The following is a 20,882-nucleotide window of genomic DNA, read 5'->3' as shown; positions in this document are numbered from 1 at the left end:
ATGTTGAAGGATACCTATCCGTATTACCTGGCCAACGAAGCCGTCTACGCGAACACCGATCTCGACGTGACCGACAAGTTCACCGGCAAGGTCGCGACGCGCGTCGCGCTTGCCGACGCGAAGGCGATCGATGCGGCCATCGGCGCGGCGGTCGATGCCGCGAAGCCGATGCGCGAGTTGCCGGCCTACAAGCGGCAGGCGGTGCTCGATCACTGCGTCGCGCGCTTTCGCGAGCGTTTCGACGAGCTGGCCGAGGCGCTGTGCATCGAGGCCGGCAAGCCGATCAACGATTCGAAGGGCGAAGTGACGCGGCTGATCGATACGTTCCGCGTCGCGTCGGAGGAGTCGGTGCGCATCGACGGCGAAGTGATCAACCTCGAGATCTCGGCGCGCGCGCAGGGCTACACGGGCTATACGCGGCGCGTGCCGATCGGCCCGTGCTCGTTCATCTCGCCGTTCAACTTCCCGCTGAACCTCGCCGCGCACAAGGTCGCTCCCGCGCTGGCCGCCGGCTGCCCGTTCGTGCTGAAGCCCGCGAGCCGCACGCCGATCGGCGCGCTGATCATCGGCGAGGTGCTCGCGGAAACCGACCTGCCGAAGGGCGCGTTCTCGGTACTGCCCGCGCATCGTGACGGCGCGGATCTGTTCACGACCGACGAGCGCTTCAAGCTGCTGTCGTTCACGGGCTCGCCGGCCGTCGGCTGGGCGCTGAAGGAGAAGGCCGGCAAGAAGAAAGTCGTGCTCGAACTCGGCGGCAACGCGGCGGCGATCGTCGATGCGGATCAGCACGACCAGCTCGACTACGTGGTCGAGCGGCTCGCGTTCGGCGCGTATTACCAGTCGGGCCAGAGCTGTATCGGCGTGCAGCGGATCCTCGTGCATGCCGATCTATACGACGCGCTGCGCGACAAGCTGATCGCGAAGACGCGTTCGCTGAAGATGGGCGATCCGAAGGATCCGTCGACGTTCGTCGGCCCGATGATCTCCGAATCCGAATCGCGCCGGCTGTCCGGCTGGATGGATGCGGCCGTCGCGGCGGGCGCGAAGATCGTCGCGGGCGGCAAGGTCGACGGCGCGATGTTCGAGGCGACGCTGCTGGAAAACGTCGGCCGCGAGCAGGACCTGTACCGCAAGGAGGCATTCGGCCCGGTCGCGATCCTCGAGAAGTTCGACCGCTTCGACGATGCGCTCGCGCGCGTGAACGACAGCGACTTCGGGCTGCAGGCCGGCGTGTTCACCGATTCGCTCGCGCATGCGCAGCGCGCGTGGGACGAGCTGGAGGTGGGCGGCGTCGTGATCAACGACGTGCCGTCGTTCCGGGTCGACAACATGCCGTATGGCGGCGTGAAGGATTCGGGTCTCGGCCGCGAAGGGATCCGCTACGCGATCGAGGACATGACCGAGCCGCGGCTGATGGTCGTGCGACGCCGCTAGCGCGATCGCAGGCGGCAAGGCGGCACGCGGGCTGGCGATCGCGGGATCGCACCGGTCCGCGTGCCGTTTTTCATTTCGACACCTGCCGCCGTGCGCGGCGATTCCCAGCCGTGTGGTATCGACGCGGCACCGCGCGCCGCGCCAGCCGAACGCGCTCGACTCCCGGCATCGCATCGTGATGTAATCGCGCGAAATGGCCAACCGGATACGACACCGGTTGGCGTGCGCATTCATTCTTCACAAGGTCGATTCATGTCCCCCGTCTCGGCATTCAAGCTGGTTCTGTTGTCGTTTCTCGCTATCGTCGCGCTCGAGTGCATCGCCAAGCGGTTGCGGTTGCCGCCCGCGGCCGCGCTGCTGATCGGCGGCATCGGCATCGCGTTCATTCCCGGCCTGCCGCCGATCAATCTCGATCCGGAACTCGTGCTGCTCGTGTTCCTGCCGCCGCTGCTGATGGACGGCGCGTATTTCTCCGTCTGGGAGGAGTTCAAGCGCAACGTCGGCGGCATCCTGATGCTCGCGATCGGCGCGGTGGTGTTCACGACGTTCGCGGTCGGCTTGGCCGTGCATTGGGTCGTGCCGTCGCTGCCGTGGGCCGCGTGCTTCGCGCTCGGCGCGATCGTGTCGCCGCCCGACGCGGTGGCCGCGAAGGCTGTGCTCGAACGCGTCGCGCTACCGCGCCGGCTGATGGTGCTGCTCGAAGGGGAAAGCCTGTTGAACGATGCGGCCGGCCTGGTGCTGTTCCGCTTCGCGGTCGCCGCCGCGCTGACGGGTGCGTTCAGTTTCGAGCACGCGGTCGTGCGCTTCGCGGAGCTCGGGCTCGGCGGCGTCGTGGTCGGCTACCTGGTCGGCAAGCTCGTCGTGTGGTTCCTGAAGCTGCTCGACGACGACTATCTGGTGATTACCGTCGCGGTGATCGCCGGCTGGCTCGCATACATCGCGGGCGAGATGGTCGAGGTGTCGGGCGTGATCGCGACGGTGACGGCCGGCATGATCGTCGGCTGGCATCAGCACGAGGTGTTTTCGGCCGCCGTGCGCACGCGCGGCACCGCGTTCTGGCAGGTCATCGTGTTCCTGCTCGAGGCGATGGTGTTCGTGCTGATCGGGCTGTCGCTGCGCGGCGCGATCCACCGGCTCGGCGGTTTCGAGCAGGTGCTCGCCACGATGGTGCCGCCGGTGCTCGCGGTGCTGGCGGCGGTGGTCGTGTCGCGCTTCGTGTGGATCTACGCGGTCGAGGCGCTGAAGCTGCCGGTGCGCGGGGTCATGGGGCGCGGTTTCGCACCCGACTGGAAGGCCGCGACGATCATGAGCTGGGCCGGGATGCGCGGGGTCGTGACGCTGGCGATCGCGTTGTCGTTGCCGGAGGCGATGCCGGGCCGCGACGTGATCCTGGTCGCGTCGTTCGCGGTGATCCTCGTCACCGTGCTGCTGCAGGGCACGACCATCGGGCCGCTGATCCGGCTGCTGCGCCTGCCTCCGCACGAAGCGCGCGCCGCGCATCACCTGACCGAGCCGATGGCGTGGGCGCATATCGAGGCGGCGCAGCTCGCGGCGATCCAGCCGCTGGTGCGCGACGAGCGCGGCAACGTGATTCACCCGCGCCTGCTGGAGCAATATACGTATCGCGCGCAACTGACCGAGCGGGCGAAGAACGAGCCGGCGTATCCGGCGGAGGTGCGCGCCGCGCACTACGACGTCGTGCTGGCCGCGATCAAGGCCGGACGTGCGGAATTGTTGCGCCTGCATCGTTCGGGCCGCATCCACGACGAGATGCTGCACATGCTCGAGCGGGATCTCGATCTGCAGGAAGTGTCCGCGCAACACGCGCGCGGGTAGGCTGCCGGACGGCGCACGGCGCACGGCGCACGCCGTCGGCGTCGGCGTCGGCGTCGGCGTCGGCGTCGGCGTCGCGGTTGCGCTTGCCGGTTCCGGCCGGCCGCCCGGCCACGCCCCGACCGTTCGCATCGCGGCCGATCCGCTCACGGCGCGCTACTTTTCCCCTCCATTTCCCCCGATTCCGTCGCATCGGAGTCCGGCCCCAATACCTTCCCGACGGGAGGCTTGCAGCGCATGCAAGCCTCGTGGCATCGGCCTCGCAAACGTTATCGTGTTTCGCGTCCGGAAATGATCTGATTTAACTGAATCCCTCACTTTCACCATATTTGGCAAAACTAAACCGGAAGGAGATAGATGCTGTGTTCTAATTTCATTTAGAATCAGCCGGTTATCTTTATTGAGAGAAAGCACGCGGAGGTAATACGACCGTCGTCGGGGGAAAATCGGCGCTCGGATCCCCGTGAGGCAATGCCGACAGGCCAGGTCGGCGACAACAAGCGGATTTCTCGACCGCTAAATTAAGATGGCGTCCAAGTCGGATAAACAACTCCTATGAAAGAATCAATTGGAGATTTGGCGTTTGAAACGGTATTTATGAAAGAATCGAGCGGTGAAAATGCGCCGGATTGTCTCGAATCGGGGCTATCGGTTCTGCTCGTCGACGATCAGCCGTTCGTCGGCGAGGTGATCCGCCGCGCGCTGCGCAGCGAGCACGATATCGACCTGCATGTGTGCACCGACGCACACCGGGCGCTGGCGGTCGCGCGCGATGTTAAGCCGACGGTCATCCTGCAGGATCTGGTGATGCCGGAAATCGACGGTCTCGACCTCGTTCGCGCGTGGCGTGCGGACGCCGACACCGCACGCGTGCCGATCATCGTGCTGTCGGCGAAAGAGGAGCCGATCGTCAAGCGCGAAGCGTTCATCGCCGGCGCGAACGACTATCTCGTGAAGCTCCCGGACGCGATGGAGCTGACCGCGCGCATCCGTTATCACTCGAATTCGTACCTGATGTCGCGGCAGCGCGACGAAGCGCTGGATTTCCTGTCGCACGACATGCGCTCGCCGCAGACGTCGATCCTCGCATTGCTGGAGGTTTACCGCACCGAGCACGGCGACATGCCGGCGATCATGGAGCGCATTGCCGGCCATGCACGGCGCGCGCTGGCGCTGGCCGACGGTTTCATCCACCTGACCCGCGCGCAGTCGGAACGCCGCGCGCACGAGGTCCTGAGTCTGAACGAGATCGTGCTCGACGCCGTCGACCAGCTGTGGGAGAGAGCGGCCGGCTTCGGCAGCCGCGTCGTGGCCCACGTGCCCGATACCGAGTGCGTGACGATGGGCGACCGCATGATGCTCACGCGCGCGGTCGCGAACCTGATCGACAACGCACTGAAATACGGTCCGGCCGGCACGGACGTGCATTGCACGCTGGGCGACGACGACGGTGCATGGCTGATCGGCGTCGAGGACGCCGGCAACGGCATCGCGCCCGAGCAGCGCACGGCCGCGACCGAGTCGTTCGTGCGGCTCGAATCCGTGCATGGCGCGGCGCGCAGCGGCTTCGGCCTCGGGCTCGCGTTCGTGCGCGCGACGGCCGCGCGGCATCGCGGCCAGATCCTGATGCGCAATACGCCGCGCGGCTTCATGGTCGCGCTCCGGCTGCCGGCGCAAGCGGACCGGTGATTTCGCGGCGCGGCCCGCCGCAGCCGTGCCGCCCGCAGACCCTGATGCGCTCGTGGCGCGCCGTGCGGCGTGCAGGCGGGCGCGGTTTTTTTCAACGCTGATTTTAGAAAGCCCATAACGAACATGGCCACCGTGACGCCCCGCGCGACCAATGAAAGCCTGCATCCGACGATCGGCGCTGGCCGGCTGACGCTCGGCAACCGCATCCTGCTCAGCTTCGGCGTGTTGTTCGTGCTGATGCTGGTGACCGCCGGCGTGTCCTACGAGCGTCTGCATGCGATCAACACCGAAGCCGTCAGCATCGAACGCGACTCGCTGCCCGGCGTCTATCTCGCGGCGTCGCTGCGCGGCTCGGTCAACGAATCGTTCGCGATGCTGCAGCAGGCGACGTTCGTCGATACCGATCCCGAGCTCGTGCAGCGCGATTTCGCGAAGATCGCCGAGGCGCTCAAGGAGGTCGAGTCGTTGTCGGTCGACTACCAGAACACGACGTTCCGCGATGACGACCGGCAGCGTTTCTCGACGTTCCGCGGTTCCTACGACCGCTACGTACCGCTGCTCAACGATGCGATCCAGAAGAGCCGCGTGTCGCGCGAGGAAGCCGTCGCAGCCTACGCGCGGACGCTGCCCGCATGGACCGAAGTCGTGCGCAACGCGAACATCCTGGTGCAGGAGAACCGCAAGTTCGCCGACAACTCCGCGAAGCTGATTCGCCAGTCCGTGCAGGACACCGAGGTCGTGCTGGCGCTGGCGCTGGGCCTGGTGCTGCTGTCCGCGCTCGCGCTCGGCTACGGGCTGTTCCGCGCGGTCACGGTGCCGATGGCGCGGCTCGTGGAAGTGCACGACGTAATGCGCACCGGCAACCTGACGCGCCGCCTCGACCTGCGCCGCCATGATGAGTTCGGCACGCTCGAGACGGGCTTCAACCGGATGGCCGACGAACTGACCGAGCTCGTCGCGCGCGCGCAGCAGTCGTCGCTGCAGGTGACGACGTCGGTGGCCGAAATCGCGGCGACGTCGCGCGAGCAGCAGGCGACCGCCAACGAAACCGCGGCGACGACGACCGAGATCGGCGCGACGTCGCGCGAGATCTTCGCGACCTCGCGCGACCTGCTGCGCACGATGAACGAGGTGGCCGGCGTGGCCGAGCAGTCGGCGACGCTCGCGGGCGCGAGCCAGAGCGGCCTCACGCGAATGGGCGAGACGATGCGCAGCGTGATGGACGCGGCCGGTTCGGTGAACGCGAAGCTCGCGATCCTCAACGAGAAGGCGCTGAACATCAACCAGGTCGTCGCGACGATTACCAAGGTGGCCGACCAGACCAACCTGCTGTCGCTGAATGCGGCGATCGAGGCCGAGAAGGCCGGCGAGTACGGCCGCGGCTTCGCGGTCGTCGCGACCGAGATCCGCCGCCTCGCCGACCAGACGGCGGTCGCGACCTACGACATCGAGCAGACGGTGAAGGAGATCCAGTCGGCGGTGTCGGCGGGCGTGATGGGGATGGACAAGTTCTCCGAGGAAGTGCGCCGCGGGATGCTCGACGTGCAGCAGGTCGGCGGCCAGCTGTCGCAGATCATCGCCGAGGTGCAGACGCTCTCGCCGCGCTTCCAGATGGTCAACGAAGGGATGCAGACGCAGGCGAACGGCGCGGAGCAGATCACGCAGGCGCTGTCGCAGCTGTCGGAAGCCGCGCAGCAGACGGCCGAATCGCTGCGCCAGTCGTCGCAGGCGATCGATGACCTGACGCTGGTCGCGAATCAGTTGCGCACCAGCGTGTCGCGCTTCAAGGTCGACGCGTGACGCGCGCCGAGTCGCACGGCGGCGCGCACGCGCTGTTCCTGATGTTCGAGCTCGACGGCGAGCGCTATGCGCTCGACGCGGCCGACATCGACGAAGTGTTGCCGCTCGCGACCACCAAGGTCGTGCCCGGCGCGCCCGACTGGATCGCCGGGCTGCTGATGCGGGGCGGTCAGCCGGTGCCCGTGATCGACGTGCCGATGCTGGCGCTCGGGCGGCGCGCGCATGCGCTGCGTTCGACGCGGCTGGTGATGGTGCGCTACCGCGTCGAGCCGCTCGACCGCGAGCGCGTGATCGGCCTGATCGTCGAGCGCGCGACGCAGACGCTGCGAATCGATCGCACGGCGTTCCGCGCCAGCGGCGTGTCGACCGCGCGCACGCGCTGGCTCGGGCACGTCGCGAACACGCCCGACGGAATCGTGCAGCAGGTTTCGGTATCCGACCTGATCGACGACGTTGCGCGCCTGTATCTGTTCGACGGCCTGCCGGGCCACGGAGGGGAGTCCGCATGAAAGAATCCGATTCGCGATTTCGCGGCTGGCTGCTGCGCGAGACCGGCATCGATCCCGATTCGCTCGGCAACGATTTCCTGAGCCGCGCGTTGACGGAGCGCGTGCACGCGCTGCAGGGCGATGGCGAGCGGCTGCCGTCGGCGGCGCGGACGCCCGTGACGCCGGAAGCGCTCGACGCCTACTGGCAGCATCTGAACGCGTCGGCCGACGAACGGCGTGCGCTGATCGAGCTGTTTGTCGTGCCGGAGACGTGGTTCTTCCGCGATCGCGAAGCATTCGCGACGCTCGCGCGGCTTGCGCTCGAGTGGATTGCCGCGACGCCCGGGCGCGTGATTCGCGTGCTGAGCGCGCCGTGCTCGACCGGCGAGGAGCCGTATTCGGCGGCGATGGCGTTGCTCGACGCCGGGCTCGACCCGGCCAGCTTCATGATCGATGCGCTCGACCTGAGCGTGCGCGCGATCGAACAGGCGCGGCTCGGCTGCTACGGGCGCAATGCGTTTCGCGGCACGGCGACGGAGTTTCGCGCCCGCTACTTCACGCCGGCCGCCGACGGCTGGCTGCTCGACGAGCGCGTGCGCGCGCGCGTCCAGTTTCGCCAGGCGAACCTGATCGAACCGGGCGTCGATACGGGCATTCGCTACGATTTCGTGTTCTGCCGCAACGTGCTGATCTACTTCGACCGCGACGCGCAGGACCGCGTGATCGCTTCGCTCGAAAGCTGGCTCGCCGACGACGGGATGTTGTTCGTCGGTCCGGCCGAAACGGGCGTCGCGATGCGGCACGGGATGCGTTCGGCGCGCGTGCCGCTGGCGTTCGCGTTTCATCGCGATCATGGCGGCGCGGCGGTGGCGGCGGACGCGAGCGCGGCGCGGTATGCGGTACCGACGCGCGCGGTTGCGCCGTACCGGCGTGCCGGGCGCTTGACGGTGGCGCCGCCCGCCGCGGCGCGCCCGCTGCTGGCCGTCGTGCCGCCGACGTGGAGCGGTAATGCGGCGTCGTCCGCGGCGCTTGCGCCGGCCGAGCGCCCGACGGCGTTCGAGCCACGGGCCGACATGCGCGCCGGCTCGCGGACCAACGCAGCCACCGCAGGCCACGCAGGCCATGCAGGCCATGCAGGCCATGCAGCCAGCGCGACCAACGCAGCCAACGCGACCAACGCGACCAACGCGACCAACGCGACCAACGCGACCAACGCAGCCAACGCAGCCAACGTGCCCGCCCCGGCACCACCACTCGCCGACGCCGCCACCCCAACGCTCGAGGAAGCGCAGGCGCTGGCCAACGCGGGTGCGTTCGACGAGGCCGAGCGCGTGCTCGCGCGATTCTCCGCGCACGCCGGGCCGCACGCGGACGCGTTCTACCTGAACGGGCTGATCGCGGATGCGTGCGGGCGTGTCGCGGAAGCGGGCGACTTCTACCGGAAGGCGCTGTATCTGCGGCCGACGCACCACGAAGCGCTGACGCATCTGGCGACCTTGCTCGACGTCGGCGGCGATGGCGCCGGCGCGCAATGGCTGCTCGAGCGTGCGCGGCGCGCGGCAGGGTGATGAGAATACGGGTTGGGAGCCGACATCGGGATGACCGAGGAAAGAATGAACCGCGACGCCGTTGCCACTGACGACACGACGATCGGCGTCGACGATTGCTGGAACCGGATCGGCACGCGCGGCGACCGCTCGTGCGAGCGGCTGGCCGACTGCCTGCGCTGCCTGAACTGCCCGGTCTACGCGTATCACGCGGCGAAACTGCTCGAACGCCCGCTCGGCGCGACCGAGATGGCCGACGCCACGCGGCGGATCAGCGCGTTCGACGCGACCGGCGCGCACGGCGGCGACGATACGCGCCAGGCGGCGCTGGCGTTTCGCGTCGCCGACGAATGGCTCGCGCTGCCGATCGGCGTGCTGCGCGAGATCGCCGGCACGCGCCGGATCCATTCGCTGCCGTATCGCCGCCATTCGGCCGTGCGCGGCGTGGTCAACATTCGCGGCACGCTGCGCATCGCGATCTCGATCGGCGCGCTGCTCGGCCTCGAGGCGGGCAACGGCGGGAGCGGCGGCGGCAGCAGCGGCGGCGACGGCCGCTTCACGCGACTGCTGGTCGCCGCGCACCAGGGCGAGCCGGTGGTGTTTCCGGTCGACGAAGTCGAGGGCGTACTGCGCTTCGGCGCATCCGAATGGGTGCCCGTGCCGGCGACGGTCGGGCGCGCGAGCGCCGGCCTGTCGCGTGGCGTGCTGTCGTGGCGCGGCAAGTCGGTGGGCCTGCTCGACGACGACCGGCTGTTCGACGCCGTCACACGGAGCATGCGATGAGCGGCGATGACGATCTGAGCCACCTGTCGCTGCTCGAGCTGTATCGCGAGGAGACGCGCACGCAGACCCAGGCGCTGTCCGAACGCCTGCTCGCGCTCGAATCGGGCGAGCCCGATTCCGTCGCGCTCGAGGCGTGCATGCGCGCCGCGCATTCGCTGAAGGGCGCCGCGCGCATCGTCGGCGTGCCGCTCGGCGTCGAGATCGCGGGGCGGATGGAAGAATGCTTCGTCGCCGCGCAGGCCGGCACCATCGCACTGACGGCCACGCATGTCGACGTGCTGCTCGCCGGCGTCGACCTGCTGGTGCGCGTCGCCGATCCGCAGGCGCCGCCCGTGTCGTCGACGGAGATCGACGCGTTCGCGCTGGCGCTCACGGGCGCCGACGGCACGCACGCGATGCCGTCACCGGCCTTCGCGCCGCCGCCGGCGCCGCCGTCCAGCGTGCCGTTTCGCGATCACGACGGCGCCGCGAACGAGCCCGTGGGGGCCGGCGCCGCGGTGCCGCCGTTCGCCTTGTCGGCGGCGGTGCCCGATCCGGTCCCGGCCGGCCGTGCGACCGGCGCGGGCGCGATGCGCCGCGTGCGGGCCGATACGCTGAACCGGCTGTTGAGCCTGTCCGGCGAGTCGCTCGTCGAATCGCGCTGGCTCAAGCCGTTCGCGGAATCGATGCTGCGCGTGAAGCGCGCACAGCGCGACGCGGCCCGCTCGCTCGATCTGTTGTACGAACGGTTCGCCGACGAGCTCGATGCGGGCGTGCTCGCGTCGGTCAACGAAGTGCGGCACATGCTCAACGACGTGCAGCGTTCGCTCGCCGAGCGCATGGAAGAATTCGACCGCTTCGAGCGCCGCAGCACGCACATCGCCGAGCAGCTGTACGACGAGGCCCTCCAGTGCCGGATGCGCCCGTTCGGCGACGCGACGCGCGCGTATCCGCGCATCGTCCGCGATCTCGCGCGCTCGCTCGGCAAGCAGGTGCGCTTCTCGATCGTCGGCGAAGGCACGCAGGTCGACCGCGACATCCTCGACCTGCTCGACGCGCCGCTCGGCCATCTGCTGCGCAACGCGATCGATCACGGCGTCGACTCGCCCGACGCGCGCCGCGCGCGCGGCAAGCCGGCCGAGGCGAGCGTGACGCTCGAAGCGCGCCACAGCGCCGGCTCGCTGCTCGTCAGCGTGATCGACGACGGGCCGGGCGTCGACATGGACGCGCTGCGCGCGGCGGTCGTGCGCCAGCGCCTGACCGACGACGAGACGGCCGCCCGGCTGTCCGATCCGGAACTGCTCGAATTCCTGCTGCTGCCAGGCTTCTCGATGCGCGATGCGGTGACCGACGTGTCGGGGCGCGGCGTCGGCCTCGATGCGGTGCAGGAGATGGTGCGCGGCGTGCGCGGCGCGGTGCGCATCTTCAACGAGCCCGGCGCGGGCATGCGCTTCGTGCTGCAGCTGCCGCTCACGCTGTCGGTGATCCGAAGCCTGCTGGTCGAGGTCGGCGGCGAGCCGTACGCGTTCCCGCTCGCGCACGTGCGCCGCACGCTCGAACTGTCGCACGACGACATCGACGTGCTCGAAGGACAGCCGCATTTTCCGTTCGACGGCCGGCGTGCGGGCCTCGTCGGCGCGCACCAGCTGCTCGATGCGGGCGAGCCCGCCGTCACGCGCACGAGCACGGCGGTCGTGGTCGTCGGCGGCGAGCCCGAGCTGTACGGCGTCGCCGTCGACCGCTTCCTCGGCGAACGGATGCTCGTCGTGCAGCCGCTCGACAGCCGCCTGCAGAAGATCCAGAACATCGCGGCCGGCGCGTTACTCGAGAACGGCGACCCGGTGCTGATCGTCGACGTCGAGGACCTGATCCGCTCCGTCGACAAGCTCGTGCGCGGCGGCCAGCTCGCGAAACTCACGCGCGATCCGCAGCACGCGCGGGCCGACCGGCGCCGCCGTGTGCTCGTCGTCGACGATTCGCTGACGGTGCGCGAGCTCGAACGCAAGCTGCTGGAAAAGCGCGGCTACGACGTGACCGTCGCGGTCGACGGGATGGACGGCTGGAACGCGGTGCGCAGCGACGCGTTCGACCTGGTCGTCACCGACGTCGACATGCCGCGCATGGACGGGATCGAGCTCGTCACGCTGATCAGGAGCGATCCGGCGCTCAAGCGTGTGCCCGTGATGATCGTGTCGTACAAGGATCGCGACGAGGATCGCCGGCGCGGGCTCGATGCCGGCGCCGATTACTATCTCGCGAAGAGCAGTTTCCACGACGAGGCGCTGCTCGATGCGGTGCACGACCTGATCGGCGGGGCACGCGGATGAACATCGGCATCGTCAACGATCTGCCGCTTGCCGTCGAGGCGCTGCGCCGCGTGATCGCGCGGCGCAGCGATCACCGCGTGCTGTGGGTGGCGACCGACGGCGACGAGGCCGTGGATTTCTGCGTCGCGCATCCGCCCGACCTCGTGCTGATGGACCTCGTGATGCCGAAGCTCGACGGCGTGGCCGCGACGCGGCAGATCATGGCGCGTGCGCCATGCGCGATCCTGATCGTGACCGCGAGCGTCAGCGCGAACACGTCGTCGGTCTACGAGGCGATGGGCGCCGGCGCGCTCGACGCGGTCGACACGCCGACGCTCGCGCTTGGCCTGCCGTCGGATGCCGCGCCGCAGCCGCTGCTCGCGAAGATCGACCAGATCGGCCGGCTGCTCGAAAGCCGGACCGCGACGCTCGTGCCGCCCGCGCCTGCGCCCGCGCGCGGCCAGCCGACGCTGATCGCGATCGGCGCGTCGGCGGGCGGGCCGACCGCGCTCACCGCGCTGCTGCGCGCGCTGCCGGCCGATTTTCCGGCCGCGCTCGTGATCGTGCAGCATGTCGACCAGGCGTTCGCGCTCGGCATGGCGGAGTGGCTCGACGGCTATACGCGACTGCCCGTGCGCGTCGCGCGGCCGGGCAGCGTGCCGCAGGCGGGCGAGGTGCTGCTCGCGGCGTCCAACGACCACCTGTGCCTGTCGCCGCGCGGCGTGCTCGGCTATACGCGGCATCCGGCCGAGACGCCGTACCGGCCGTCGATCGACGTGTTCTTCAACAGCGTCGCCGACGGCTGGCAGGGCGACGCGCTCGGCGTGCTGCTGACCGGGATGGGGCGCGACGGCGCGCTGGGGCTGAAGGCGATGCGCGCGAAGGGCTGCTACACGATCGCGCAGGACGAGGCGACGAGCGCCGTCTACGGGATGCCGAAGGCGGCCGCGGCGATCGGCGCGGCGTCCGCGATCCTGCCGCTCGACCGGATCGCGCCGCAGCTGATCTCGCGCGTGGCGCGCGTGCCGCTCGACTGACGGCGTGCGGCGGCCCGGCGGGGCCGCATTGCATGCGATGTGCGGCGTCGCGTACAATCGCCGCCAGCGGAGATGGCATGCCTCCCTGCGGTCGATCCCGGTGCCTCGCGTGCGGTTCGGCCCTCAACCGCCGGTTTGCCCGGCTGATGATGCCTGCGTGTTCCTGGGTCGTCAGGAGGTCGCAGGCCGTCCATGCGGTATTCTGCCGCCCAGGTTTTGATGTCCTGTCGAATCTGGAAATCATGTTTTTCTCGACTTCTGCCGATTTTTTCGCGACCGTGCGCTACGTGTGCCGCTGGCTCGCGCTCTCGGCCTTGCTCGGCGCGCTGGCCGGCACGGCTTCCGCGTTGTTCCTGCTCGCCCTCGACTGGGCGACCGGCACGCGCGTCGCGCATCCGTGGCTGTTGTGGGGGCTGCCGGCCGCCGGCTTCGCGACCGGCTGGGTCTACCACCGGTTCGGCCAGTCGGTCGCGCGTGGCAACAACCTGCTGATCGACGAGATTCACGACCCGAAGGCGCTCGTGCCGAAGCGGATGGCGCCGCTCGTGCTCGTCGCGACCGTCGTCACGCACCTGTTCGGCGGGTCGGCCGGGCGCGAAGGGACGGCCGTGCAGATGGGCGGCGCGCTCGCCGATCGCGTCACGCACCTGTTCCGGCTCGATCGCGAGCATCGGCGCGTGCTGCTGATGGGCGGCATCGCGGCCGGGTTCTCGTCGGTGTTCGGTACGCCGCTCGCGGGCGCCGTGTTCGGGCTCGAAGTGCTCGCGATCGGCCGCGTCCGGTACGACGCGCTGCTGACCTGCGTCGCGTCCGCGATCGTCGCGGACGTAGTTTGCCGCGCGTGGGGCGTGCATCACACCGTCTATGCGATTCCGTTCGTGCCGGCTGTCTCGGCGACGGGGCTGGCCGCGACGGTCGTCGCGGGTGTCGCGTTCGGCGTCGTCGGCCGGCTGTTCGCGTTCGCCACGCATGCGCTGACCGGGTGGTTCCGGCGCGTCGTCCGCCATGCGCCGCTGCAGCCGGTGCTCGGCGGCGCGATCGTGGCCGTGGCGGCCACCGTACTGAACGCGCCGCAGTATCTCGGTCTCGGGATTCCGACGATCGAGGCCGCGTTTCACGGGCCGCTGCCGGCTTACGATTTCGCGGGCAAGTTTGCATTCACCGTCGTCACGCTCGCGTCGGGATTCAAGGGCGGCGAAGTGACGCCGCTGTTCTACATCGGCGCGACGCTCGGCAACGCGCTCGGGCAGGTGCTGGCGCTACCGGTGCCGGTGCTCGCGGGGCTCGGCTTCGTCGCGGTGTTCGCCGGGGCGGCCAACACGCCGATCGCGTCGACGATCATGGCGATCGAACTGTTCGGCGCGGATGTCGGCGTGTATGCGATCGTGGCCTGCGTGGTCGCCTATCTGTTTTCCGGGCACGCGGGGATTTATCGCGCGCAGCGCGTGGCGGTGGGGAAGGGCGCGCAGGTGGAGGTGGAGTGATGCGGGCGCGCGGGGCGGCCGGGCAGCGCGTGTCGACGCAAACCGATATCCGGCGGCCCCGCCCATCACCGGGAACAGGGCGACCCGTTACTGCTTCGGCAGGCGCGCGACATTGCGCGCCAGCAGTTCCTCGATATCGATGCCTTTTTCCGCCAGCAGCGCGGTGACGACGCCGTTCAATTCGCCGAGCGTTTCCTTGACCGACTCGCGGATCGTATCCACGACGACCTGGGTGCTGCGCTCGATCTCGATATTGACCTTGGCGTCGACGCCCTTCGCATCGAACGTGGTCGCGCGGCGCGTTTCGGGAATCAGCCAGACTTCGAACCAGCCTTCGTCGCGATTGACGTCCGACACGGTGAGGCTGCAGCCGTTGATCGCGATGTACCCCTTCGCGAACACGTAGCGCTTGAACTCGGCCGGCACGCCGATGCGGATCATCCGGTTGTGTTCGGAAGACGCGATGTGCAGGATGGTCCCCATGAAGTCGACGTGACCGGACAGCGGATGTCCGCCGATTTCCGCGCCGTCCTTCGCGGCCCGCTCCACGTTGACGCGGGCGCCGGTCGTCAGGTCGGCCAGCGTGGTGATTCGCAGGCTCGGCAACATCACGTCGAAGTCGATCAGCACCGGCGAATGGATGGTCGTCACCGTCAGGCAGACGCCGTCGACCGACACGCTCGCGCCGATCTCGATATCGTCGGTGAAGCGCTCGGGGAATTCGATGCTGAACGTTCTCAGTTCGCCGTGATCCTTGATGGCGCCGATGGTCGCCACGCCCTGAACAATGCCTGTAAACATGATCGATCCCTTGTCGCAAATTGGCTGGCCGACATGATAAGTGATCCCGGCGGCGAGCACGCCGCGGCGCACGGTTCGGCGCCGGCGGGCACTTGCGGTGGACGCAAAAAAGGCCGTGCGCGCGGCACGGCCTCGATCCGGATCTGCGTCGACCCGATCCGGCGGCGATGACCGCGCCGCCGGGCCGGGCCGCGTTGCGTCGCGACGCGCTTGCGTCACACCTTCGCCGGCTCCCCTAGCGGCCCGGCATCGCGATCCGCGAGGCGCCGCGGCGAATCGGCGAGCCCTTTCGCCAGCTCCAGCGCCTGCCGCTCGAACAACCGGCGATACGTGCCGCCGTCGATGCGGATCAGCGCATCGTGGCTGCCTTCCTCGATCACCTTGCCGCGATCGAGCACGAGCAGGCGGTCGAGCGAGCGCACCGTCGACAGCCGGTGCGCGACGACGAGCGTCGTGCGGCCGACCATCAGCCGTTCCATCGCCTGCTGGATCAGCAGCTCGCTTTCGCTGTCGAGGCTCGACGTCGCTTCGTCGAGGATCAGGATCGGCGCATCCGCGAGGAACGCACGCGCGATCGCGACACGCTGGCGTTCGCCGCCCGACAGCTTGATCCCGCGCTCGCCGACGAGCGTGTCATAGCCGTCCGGCAGCGCGACGATGAAATCGTGCGCGCTGGCCAGACGCGCGGCGCGCTCGATCTCCGCGCGGCTCGCGTCGGGGCGTGCATATGCGATGTTCTCCGCAAGCGTGCGGTGGAACAGCACGGGCTCCTGCTGGACGATCGCAATCTGGCTGCGCAGCGAATCCTGCCGCACCTGCGCGATGTCCTGGCCGTCGATCGTGATGCGGCCGCCCGACACGTCGTACAGGCGCTGGATCAGCTTGATGAACGTCGTCTTGCCGGACCCGGAATGACCGACGAGGCCCACGCGCTCGCCGGGCGCGATGCGCATCGAGAAGTCGTCGTACAGCGCTACGGGATGATTGCCGTAGCGGAACGTCACGTGCTCGAAGCGGATCTCGCCTTGCCCGATCCGGATGGCCTGCGCGCCGGGACGATCGTCGATGCCGAGCGGCTGGCGCTCGAGCGCGACGAGCTCTTCCATGTCGTTGACCGAGCGCTGCAGGTTGCGGATATGCATGCCGACGTCGCGCAGGTAGCCCTGCAGCATGAAGAACATCGTCAGCGAGAACGCGATGTCGCCGACGCTCGCTTCGTCGTTCGCCCACAGCCGCAGCGCGACGCCGATCATCGCGGCCTGCATCGCGACGAGCATCGCACCCTGCAGCCCGCCGTTGAGCGTGCCGCGCACCCACGTGCGGCGCGTGCGCTGACGCCACTTGCCGATCACGCGCGCGAGCCGCGCTTCCTCGCGCGTTTCCGCGCCGAACGCCTTGACGACCGCGTTGCAGCTCACCGCGTCCGCGAGTGCGCCGCCCATGCGCGTGTCCCACATGTTGCCGAGCCGCGCGGCCGGCGCGACGATGCCGAGCGACACGGCGACCGTCACCGAGATGTACAGCAGCGAACCCGCGCCGACGACGAACCCCATCACCGGCCAGTGCGTGCCGAGCAGCACGGTCGCGCCGACCAGCATCGTGACCGACGGCAGCAGCGCGATCAGCACCGTGTCGTTCAGCAGGTCGAGCGCCCAGATCCCGCGCGTGATCTTGCGCACGGTCGAGCCCGCGAAGCTGTTCGCGTGCCAGTCGGTCGAGAAGCGCTGCACGCGATGGAACGACGCGGCGGCGATCTCGCTCATCATCTTCAGCGTGAGCGTGATGATGTTCAGGTAGACGCCTTGCCGCAGCAGCGTCGCGGCGATGCCGAGCGCGGCCAGCGTGCCGAACGCGGCGAGGGCCGAATGCCATGCGGCGGCGCGCTCGGTCAGGCCGGTCGACAGCGCGTCGACGAGGCGCCCGGCGAACAGCGGCGTGAGCACGTCGGCGAGCGCACCGAGCAGCGCGAGTGCGGTGATCGTCGCGATGCGTACCGGCTGCTTGCGCCAGTAGCGGAAAGTGAAGCCGAAGACGGCCTGGAATGCCTGGCCGCCCAGATGGGTGGTTTTTCTGGTCATATATCGTTGCCCGGCGCATCGCGCGACGGGACTTTCCGGTTCGGAGAACGTCGAAAACGCAACAGCCGGGCCGCGCGAACGACGCGGGCGCAATGAAACGGGCTGTCGGGAAAGTGCGCGGGCCGGCGGGTCAGCGGAGAACCCGGGAGCCGGCGCGGACGACGGGCTGGATCAGCCGCGTCGTGGGACCACGTTCGGGAAGGCTGCTGGCATTCGGAACATCTGCACCTCCCTGAAGTGAACGATTGAAAGGGCGTCGAAAAGACGTGTAGGGATTTTATCAGCAGTGCCGGACTCGCCGCAACGTCTGACGAATGCGGCGTTGCAGCGTCGATACGGTCGGCCGGTTAGCGTATTCGGCGTTTCGGCCCTTTTCCCCGCGCGCGTTCCGCGGTGCAGTGCCGCACGGGAAAAGGACCGGCGGCCCGCATCGATTACACTTCGCGGTTGCGCCGGCCGCTGCGGCCCCCGCGGATTCACCCCGATACATTCCTGAGGAAACGATGAGCGACGTTCAGCAAGGCATCCTGGCTCCGATCGACACGGCGGCCCGATACCTCACTTTCACGATTTCGGACAACGCCAATGTGGCAGCGGCGCTGAGGGCATTGCGCGAGTTCGTCGACGGGCGCGGCACGGTCGCCGGCTTCGGGCATGCGCTGGCCGCGCACCTCGGGCGCCCGGTGCCGGGCCTGACCGAATACCCGGCATTCGCGGTGAACGACCGCACGCTGCCGATCACGCCGGCCGACGTATGGATCTGGCTGCGCGGCGACGATCGCGGCGATCTCGTGCTGCGCACGCGGGCGATCGAGCGGGCGCTGGCGCCGGCATTCGCGCTGCAGGACGCTGTCGACGGGTTCCGCTATTCGAACGATCGCGACCTGTCGGGTTACGAGGACGGCACCGAAAACCCGACCGGCGACGACGCGCTCGCCGCGGCGATCGTCACGGGGCAGGGCGCCGGGCTCGACGGCTCGAGCTTCGTCGCGGTTCAGCAATGGCTGCACGACTTCGACCAGATGGAGCGCATTGCGTCGGGCGACATGGATCACATCATCGGGCGCCGCCGCTCGGACAACGAGGAACTCGACGACGCACCCGAGTTCGCGCACGTGAAGCGCACCGCGCAGGAGAGCTTCGAGCCGGAGGCCTTCATGCTGCGCCGTTCGTCGCCGTGGTCCGATGCGCGTCGCGCCGGGCTCTACTTCGTCGCGTTCGGCTGTTCGTTCCGCGCGTTCGACGTGCAGATGCGCCGGATGAGCGGCGCGGACGACGGCATCGTCGACGGCCTGTTCCGCTTCACGCGGCCGCTGACGGGCGCGTATTTCTGGTGCCCGCCGGTGAAGGACGGCAAGCTGGACCTGTCCGCGCTCGGCCTTTAAGCGCCGGACGATATCCGCAAACGGGCGGGCCGCGCATCGTGCGCGGCCCGCCCGTTTTGTTTGTGATGCGTGGATCGCGTGCGGCGCTACGGTGCGAATTCCGTGCGACCCCGCGCTACCGGCACGCCCGGCATGGCGCGTGTCAGTTCAGCGTCGTTTCGATGCGCGTGCCGCGCTTGATGAACAGCGTCACCGGCGTCTTCTCGCAGATTTCCGCAAGACGCTGGCGCTGCGCGTCGTCGAGCGGACCCTCGAGCGTGACGGTGCGGCGCACGTATTGCTGGCCTTCGCGATCGGCATGCAGTTCGGTGTGCACGTCGATGCGCACGGCCGGCCACGTCTTGCGCTGCATGTACATGCGCAGCGTCGCGGCCGTGCATTGCGCGAGGCCGGCGAGCACGAACTCGTACGGCGCCGGCCCGAGGCCCTGGCCACCTTCGCGCGGCGCTTCGTCGCCGGTCAGCGCATGCGTGCCGGCCTGCAGCTGGACGACGTAGTCGGGTGCGTCGACGGCGAGGGTGGCGGCAGCGTGGATGAGCGGCATGGCAAGTCTCCGGTAAGCGGGAAAGAGGGGCCGCGACGATGCGCGGCGTACGAGCCGTCAGCATACCGTCCCGGCGAAAACCACGGGCGCTGCGTGCTTCCACGACGCTCGACGGGATCAGCCGGCGACGCCGGCCGTCCCGCGCACGAGCGCGGCGACGCGTTCGCGCACCCACTGATGCGCGCGGTCGGTCTCGCGCGATTCGTGCCAGTACGCGAGCAGCGGAAACGGCTTGAGCCGCAGCGGCAGCGGCTGCACGGCGACCGGCAGCAACGCCGCCATGCGCAGCGCATACGAGCGCGGCAGCGTCAGCAGCAGATCGCCCGCCGCCGCGATCTGGCACGCGGCGAAATAATGCTGGCACACGAGCTGGATGTGCCGGAAGCGTCCGTCATTGCCGAGCAGCACGTCGAGCGATTGCGGTTCGCCGAGCGGCGACACCGCGATATGCCGCGCGGCGAAATAATCGGCGCGCCGCAGCGGGCCGCTCGTGAGCGGATGATCGTGCCGCATCGCGACGACGAGCGAATCGTCGAGCAGGTGTTCGGTCGCGATGCGCGGGCCGGTTTGCACGCGTCGATCGACGGCGAGATCGAGATTGCCCGACGCGAGTTCGCGTTCGATGTCGTGCACCGCGACGCGGCGGCTCACGATTCGCAGGCCGGGCGCTTCGTCGGCGAACGCTGCGACGATCTGCGGCAGCGCGATCGATTCGAGCACGTCGCGAATGCCGACCGCGATGCTCAGGTCGAGCGTCGCCGGGTCGAACGCCGACGGGCCGCGCGCGGTGCGCTGCAGTCCGGCGAGGTGAAGCTGCACGTCCGCGATGATCGCGCGCGTGCGCTCGGTCGGCACGACGCGGTTGCCCTGGCGGACGAACAGTGGGTCGTCGAAATGCGCGCGCAGCCGGTTGAGCGCATGCGTGACGGCCGGCTGCGTGAGATGCAGCGCGCGGGCGGCCGCGCCGATGCCGCCGTTCACGTAGACGGCGTCGAGCACGCGGAACAGGTTCAGGTCGAGACGGTGATCGACGGGCACGGGCGCGGAACCGAAGTGGGAATGGGTCCGATTCTAGAACGGCCGGACCGTGTTCGCCGAGCGCGCGGGCACGTGGGCGGCCGAACGTCGCGCGGTCGGTCAGTGCCGATATCTGCCGTTTTGGTGTGCGACAACGTTTGCATTGATCGAATTACGCATTCCGCTGAGTTCCGTGGATTCCGGGAAAATAGGTGGAAGCGACGAAAGATGTTTAGCGATCTATAAAAAACCGAAGCGGGAATGCGCGGTGCGTTTCCAATGCTGCAAAGAGCATTCGATTTTTCGTGTTTTGCGGGACCGATTATCGTGGGTTTGTTATTGACGAATTTCGCATCATTGAGCGCGAGCGAATCGCGAGAGCCGGCATCGAGTTCACGAGCGCGCCGGCGCCGAGTCACCGCCGCGACACGCGAGCGATCGACCCGGCGAGCGCACGATTGAAGAAGAGGGCCGATATTGGAGCGGCGCTGCGATTCGATCGACGTGCGATGACGCGTCGGTGTCTGATATCGCGTGCGTTACGCCACATGTTACGTGGCGCGTAACGTAACGACGAGCTTGCCGCGCGTCACGCGCGTCGCTCACCGCCGCACTCCGATTCCTGAAGAACGTCGCGTAATCCACGGATTTCACGAGGATTTTCATCGGATATGGAA

At 68.7% G+C, this 20,882-nt stretch carries 15 protein-coding genes and 1 riboswitch; of the genes, 11 read left to right on the top strand and 4 right to left on the bottom strand.

The annotated features are described in order from the left end of the window. The 10 genes from FFI87_RS26525 (at position 1) to FFI87_RS26475 (ending at position 14,380) form a co-directional block, all read left to right on the top strand. A complete protein-coding gene (locus tag FFI87_RS26525; RefSeq protein ID WP_138850143.1) occupies positions 1 to 1,434 on the top strand; it encodes an aldehyde dehydrogenase family protein in 1,434 nt (477 codons plus the stop codon). 252 nt (positions 1,435 to 1,686) lie between these two features. Then, positions 1,687 to 3,270 (top strand): Na+/H+ antiporter, encoded by a 1,584-nt coding sequence (locus FFI87_RS26520; protein WP_138850144.1) that lies wholly within the window; start codon positions 1,687 to 1,689, stop codon positions 3,268 to 3,270. A gap of 552 nt (positions 3,271 to 3,822) precedes the next feature. Then, positions 3,823 to 4,956, top strand: coding sequence for a hybrid sensor histidine kinase/response regulator (locus FFI87_RS26515; protein ID WP_138850145.1), 1,134 nt, complete (start codon positions 3,823 to 3,825; stop codon positions 4,954 to 4,956). A 123-nt stretch (positions 4,957 to 5,079) separates the two neighbouring features. Then, the gene (locus FFI87_RS26505) at positions 5,080 to 6,756 is read left to right on the top strand and encodes a methyl-accepting chemotaxis protein (protein WP_012365550.1); all 1,677 of its coding nucleotides are present in this window, start codon (positions 5,080 to 5,082) and stop codon (positions 6,754 to 6,756) included. After that, positions 6,753 to 7,265 carry a chemotaxis protein CheW gene (locus FFI87_RS26500; protein ID WP_006750237.1) on the top strand — a complete coding sequence of 171 codons (513 nt, stop codon included), beginning with the start codon at positions 6,753 to 6,755 and terminating at the stop codon, positions 7,263 to 7,265. Before FFI87_RS26505 ends, FFI87_RS26500 begins: the two co-directional genes overlap by 4 nt. Further along, positions 7,262 to 8,812 (top strand): CheR family methyltransferase, encoded by a 1,551-nt coding sequence (locus FFI87_RS26495; RefSeq protein ID WP_138850146.1) that lies wholly within the window; start codon positions 7,262 to 7,264, stop codon positions 8,810 to 8,812. The genes FFI87_RS26500 and FFI87_RS26495 overlap by 4 nt, the downstream gene beginning before the upstream one ends. 45 nt (positions 8,813 to 8,857) lie before the next feature. After that, complete coding sequence (locus tag FFI87_RS26490; RefSeq protein ID WP_138850147.1) at positions 8,858 to 9,574, top strand: chemotaxis protein CheW; 717 nt, start codon at positions 8,858 to 8,860, stop codon at positions 9,572 to 9,574. Continuing rightward, entirely contained in the window at positions 9,571 to 11,880 is a 2,310-nt protein-coding gene (locus FFI87_RS26485) for a hybrid sensor histidine kinase/response regulator (RefSeq protein ID WP_138850148.1), read from the top strand. Before FFI87_RS26490 ends, FFI87_RS26485 begins: the two co-directional genes overlap by 4 nt. Further along, positions 11,877 to 12,896: a chemotaxis response regulator protein-glutamate methylesterase gene (locus FFI87_RS26480; RefSeq protein ID WP_012365554.1), complete on the top strand. Its 1,020-nt coding sequence runs from the start codon at positions 11,877 to 11,879 to the stop codon at positions 12,894 to 12,896. The genes FFI87_RS26485 and FFI87_RS26480 overlap by 4 nt, the downstream gene beginning before the upstream one ends. 59 nt (positions 12,897 to 12,955) lie before the next feature. Next, a riboswitch (Fluoride riboswitch) is annotated at positions 12,956 to 13,059 on the top strand. Positions 13,060 to 13,138: 79 nt separating this feature from the next. Continuing rightward, positions 13,139 to 14,380, top strand: a complete 1,242-nt coding sequence (locus FFI87_RS26475) for a voltage-gated chloride channel family protein (RefSeq protein WP_138850149.1) — start codon at positions 13,139 to 13,141, stop codon at positions 14,378 to 14,380. Positions 14,381 to 14,467: 87 nt separating this feature from the next. Here FFI87_RS26475 and FFI87_RS26470 read toward each other — a convergent pair whose 3' ends face one another. Both FFI87_RS26470 and FFI87_RS26465 read right to left on the bottom strand, forming a co-directional pair. Then, positions 14,468 to 15,181, bottom strand: coding sequence for a riboflavin synthase (locus tag FFI87_RS26470; protein WP_011660432.1), 714 nt, complete (start codon positions 15,179 to 15,181; stop codon positions 14,468 to 14,470). Between the two features lie 215 nt (positions 15,182 to 15,396). Beyond that, a complete protein-coding gene (locus FFI87_RS26465) occupies positions 15,397 to 17,259 on the bottom strand; it encodes an ABC transporter ATP-binding protein (protein WP_138850150.1) in 1,863 nt (620 codons plus the stop codon). Positions 17,260 to 17,762: 503 nt separating this feature from the next. Between FFI87_RS26465 and FFI87_RS26455 the strand changes: the two genes are divergently transcribed. Next, positions 17,763 to 18,644 (top strand): Dyp-type peroxidase, encoded by an 882-nt coding sequence (locus FFI87_RS26455; RefSeq protein ID WP_138850151.1) that lies wholly within the window; start codon positions 17,763 to 17,765, stop codon positions 18,642 to 18,644. Positions 18,645 to 18,786: 142 nt separating this feature from the next. On the opposite strand, the gene FFI87_RS26450 is transcribed toward FFI87_RS26455, so the two are convergent. Next, complete coding sequence (locus FFI87_RS26450; protein ID WP_138850152.1) at positions 18,787 to 19,188, bottom strand: OsmC family protein; 402 nt, start codon at positions 19,186 to 19,188, stop codon at positions 18,787 to 18,789. Positions 19,189 to 19,305: 117 nt separating this feature from the next. Further along, positions 19,306 to 20,226, bottom strand: coding sequence for a LysR family transcriptional regulator (locus FFI87_RS26445; RefSeq protein ID WP_138850153.1), 921 nt, complete (start codon positions 20,224 to 20,226; stop codon positions 19,306 to 19,308). Positions 20,227 to 20,882: the final 656 nt, after the last annotated feature.

Origin of the sequence: Burkholderia sp. KBS0801 (assembly GCF_005937855.2) — a bacterium.
Lineage (GTDB): Bacteria > Pseudomonadota > Gammaproteobacteria > Burkholderiales > Burkholderiaceae > Burkholderia > Burkholderia ambifaria.
The sequence above is the reverse complement of the archived record's forward strand: the minus strand, read 5'-3'. Positions and strand labels throughout refer to the sequence as shown.

Excerpts from the sequence above, each read along its gene's own strand:
- FFI87_RS26480 (WP_012365554.1), top strand. The coding sequence starts at position 11,877 with ATGAACATCGGCATCGTCAACGATCTGCCGCTTGCCGTCGAGGCGCTG.
- FFI87_RS26465 (WP_138850150.1), bottom strand. The coding sequence starts at position 17,259 with ATGACCAGAAAAACCACCCATCTGGGCGGCCAGGCATTCCAGGCCGTC.
- FFI87_RS26505 (WP_012365550.1), top strand. The coding sequence starts at position 5,080 with ATGGCCACCGTGACGCCCCGCGCGACCAATGAAAGCCTGCATCCGACG.
- FFI87_RS26495 (WP_138850146.1), top strand. The coding sequence starts at position 7,262 with ATGAAAGAATCCGATTCGCGATTTCGCGGCTGGCTGCTGCGCGAGACC.
- FFI87_RS26520 (WP_138850144.1), top strand. The coding sequence starts at position 1,687 with ATGTCCCCCGTCTCGGCATTCAAGCTGGTTCTGTTGTCGTTTCTCGCT.
- FFI87_RS26450 (WP_138850152.1), bottom strand. The coding sequence starts at position 19,188 with ATGCCGCTCATCCACGCTGCCGCCACCCTCGCCGTCGACGCACCCGAC.
- FFI87_RS26525 (WP_138850143.1), top strand. The coding sequence starts at position 1 with ATGTTGAAGGATACCTATCCGTATTACCTGGCCAACGAAGCCGTCTAC.
- FFI87_RS26455 (WP_138850151.1), top strand. The coding sequence starts at position 17,763 with ATGAGCGACGTTCAGCAAGGCATCCTGGCTCCGATCGACACGGCGGCC.
- FFI87_RS26515 (WP_138850145.1), top strand. The coding sequence starts at position 3,823 with ATGAAAGAATCAATTGGAGATTTGGCGTTTGAAACGGTATTTATGAAA.
- FFI87_RS26485 (WP_138850148.1), top strand. The coding sequence starts at position 9,571 with ATGAGCGGCGATGACGATCTGAGCCACCTGTCGCTGCTCGAGCTGTAT.
- FFI87_RS26475 (WP_138850149.1), top strand. The coding sequence starts at position 13,139 with ATGTTTTTCTCGACTTCTGCCGATTTTTTCGCGACCGTGCGCTACGTG.
- FFI87_RS26490 (WP_138850147.1), top strand. The coding sequence starts at position 8,858 with ATGAACCGCGACGCCGTTGCCACTGACGACACGACGATCGGCGTCGAC.
- FFI87_RS26470 (WP_011660432.1), bottom strand. The coding sequence starts at position 15,181 with ATGTTTACAGGCATTGTTCAGGGCGTGGCGACCATCGGCGCCATCAAG.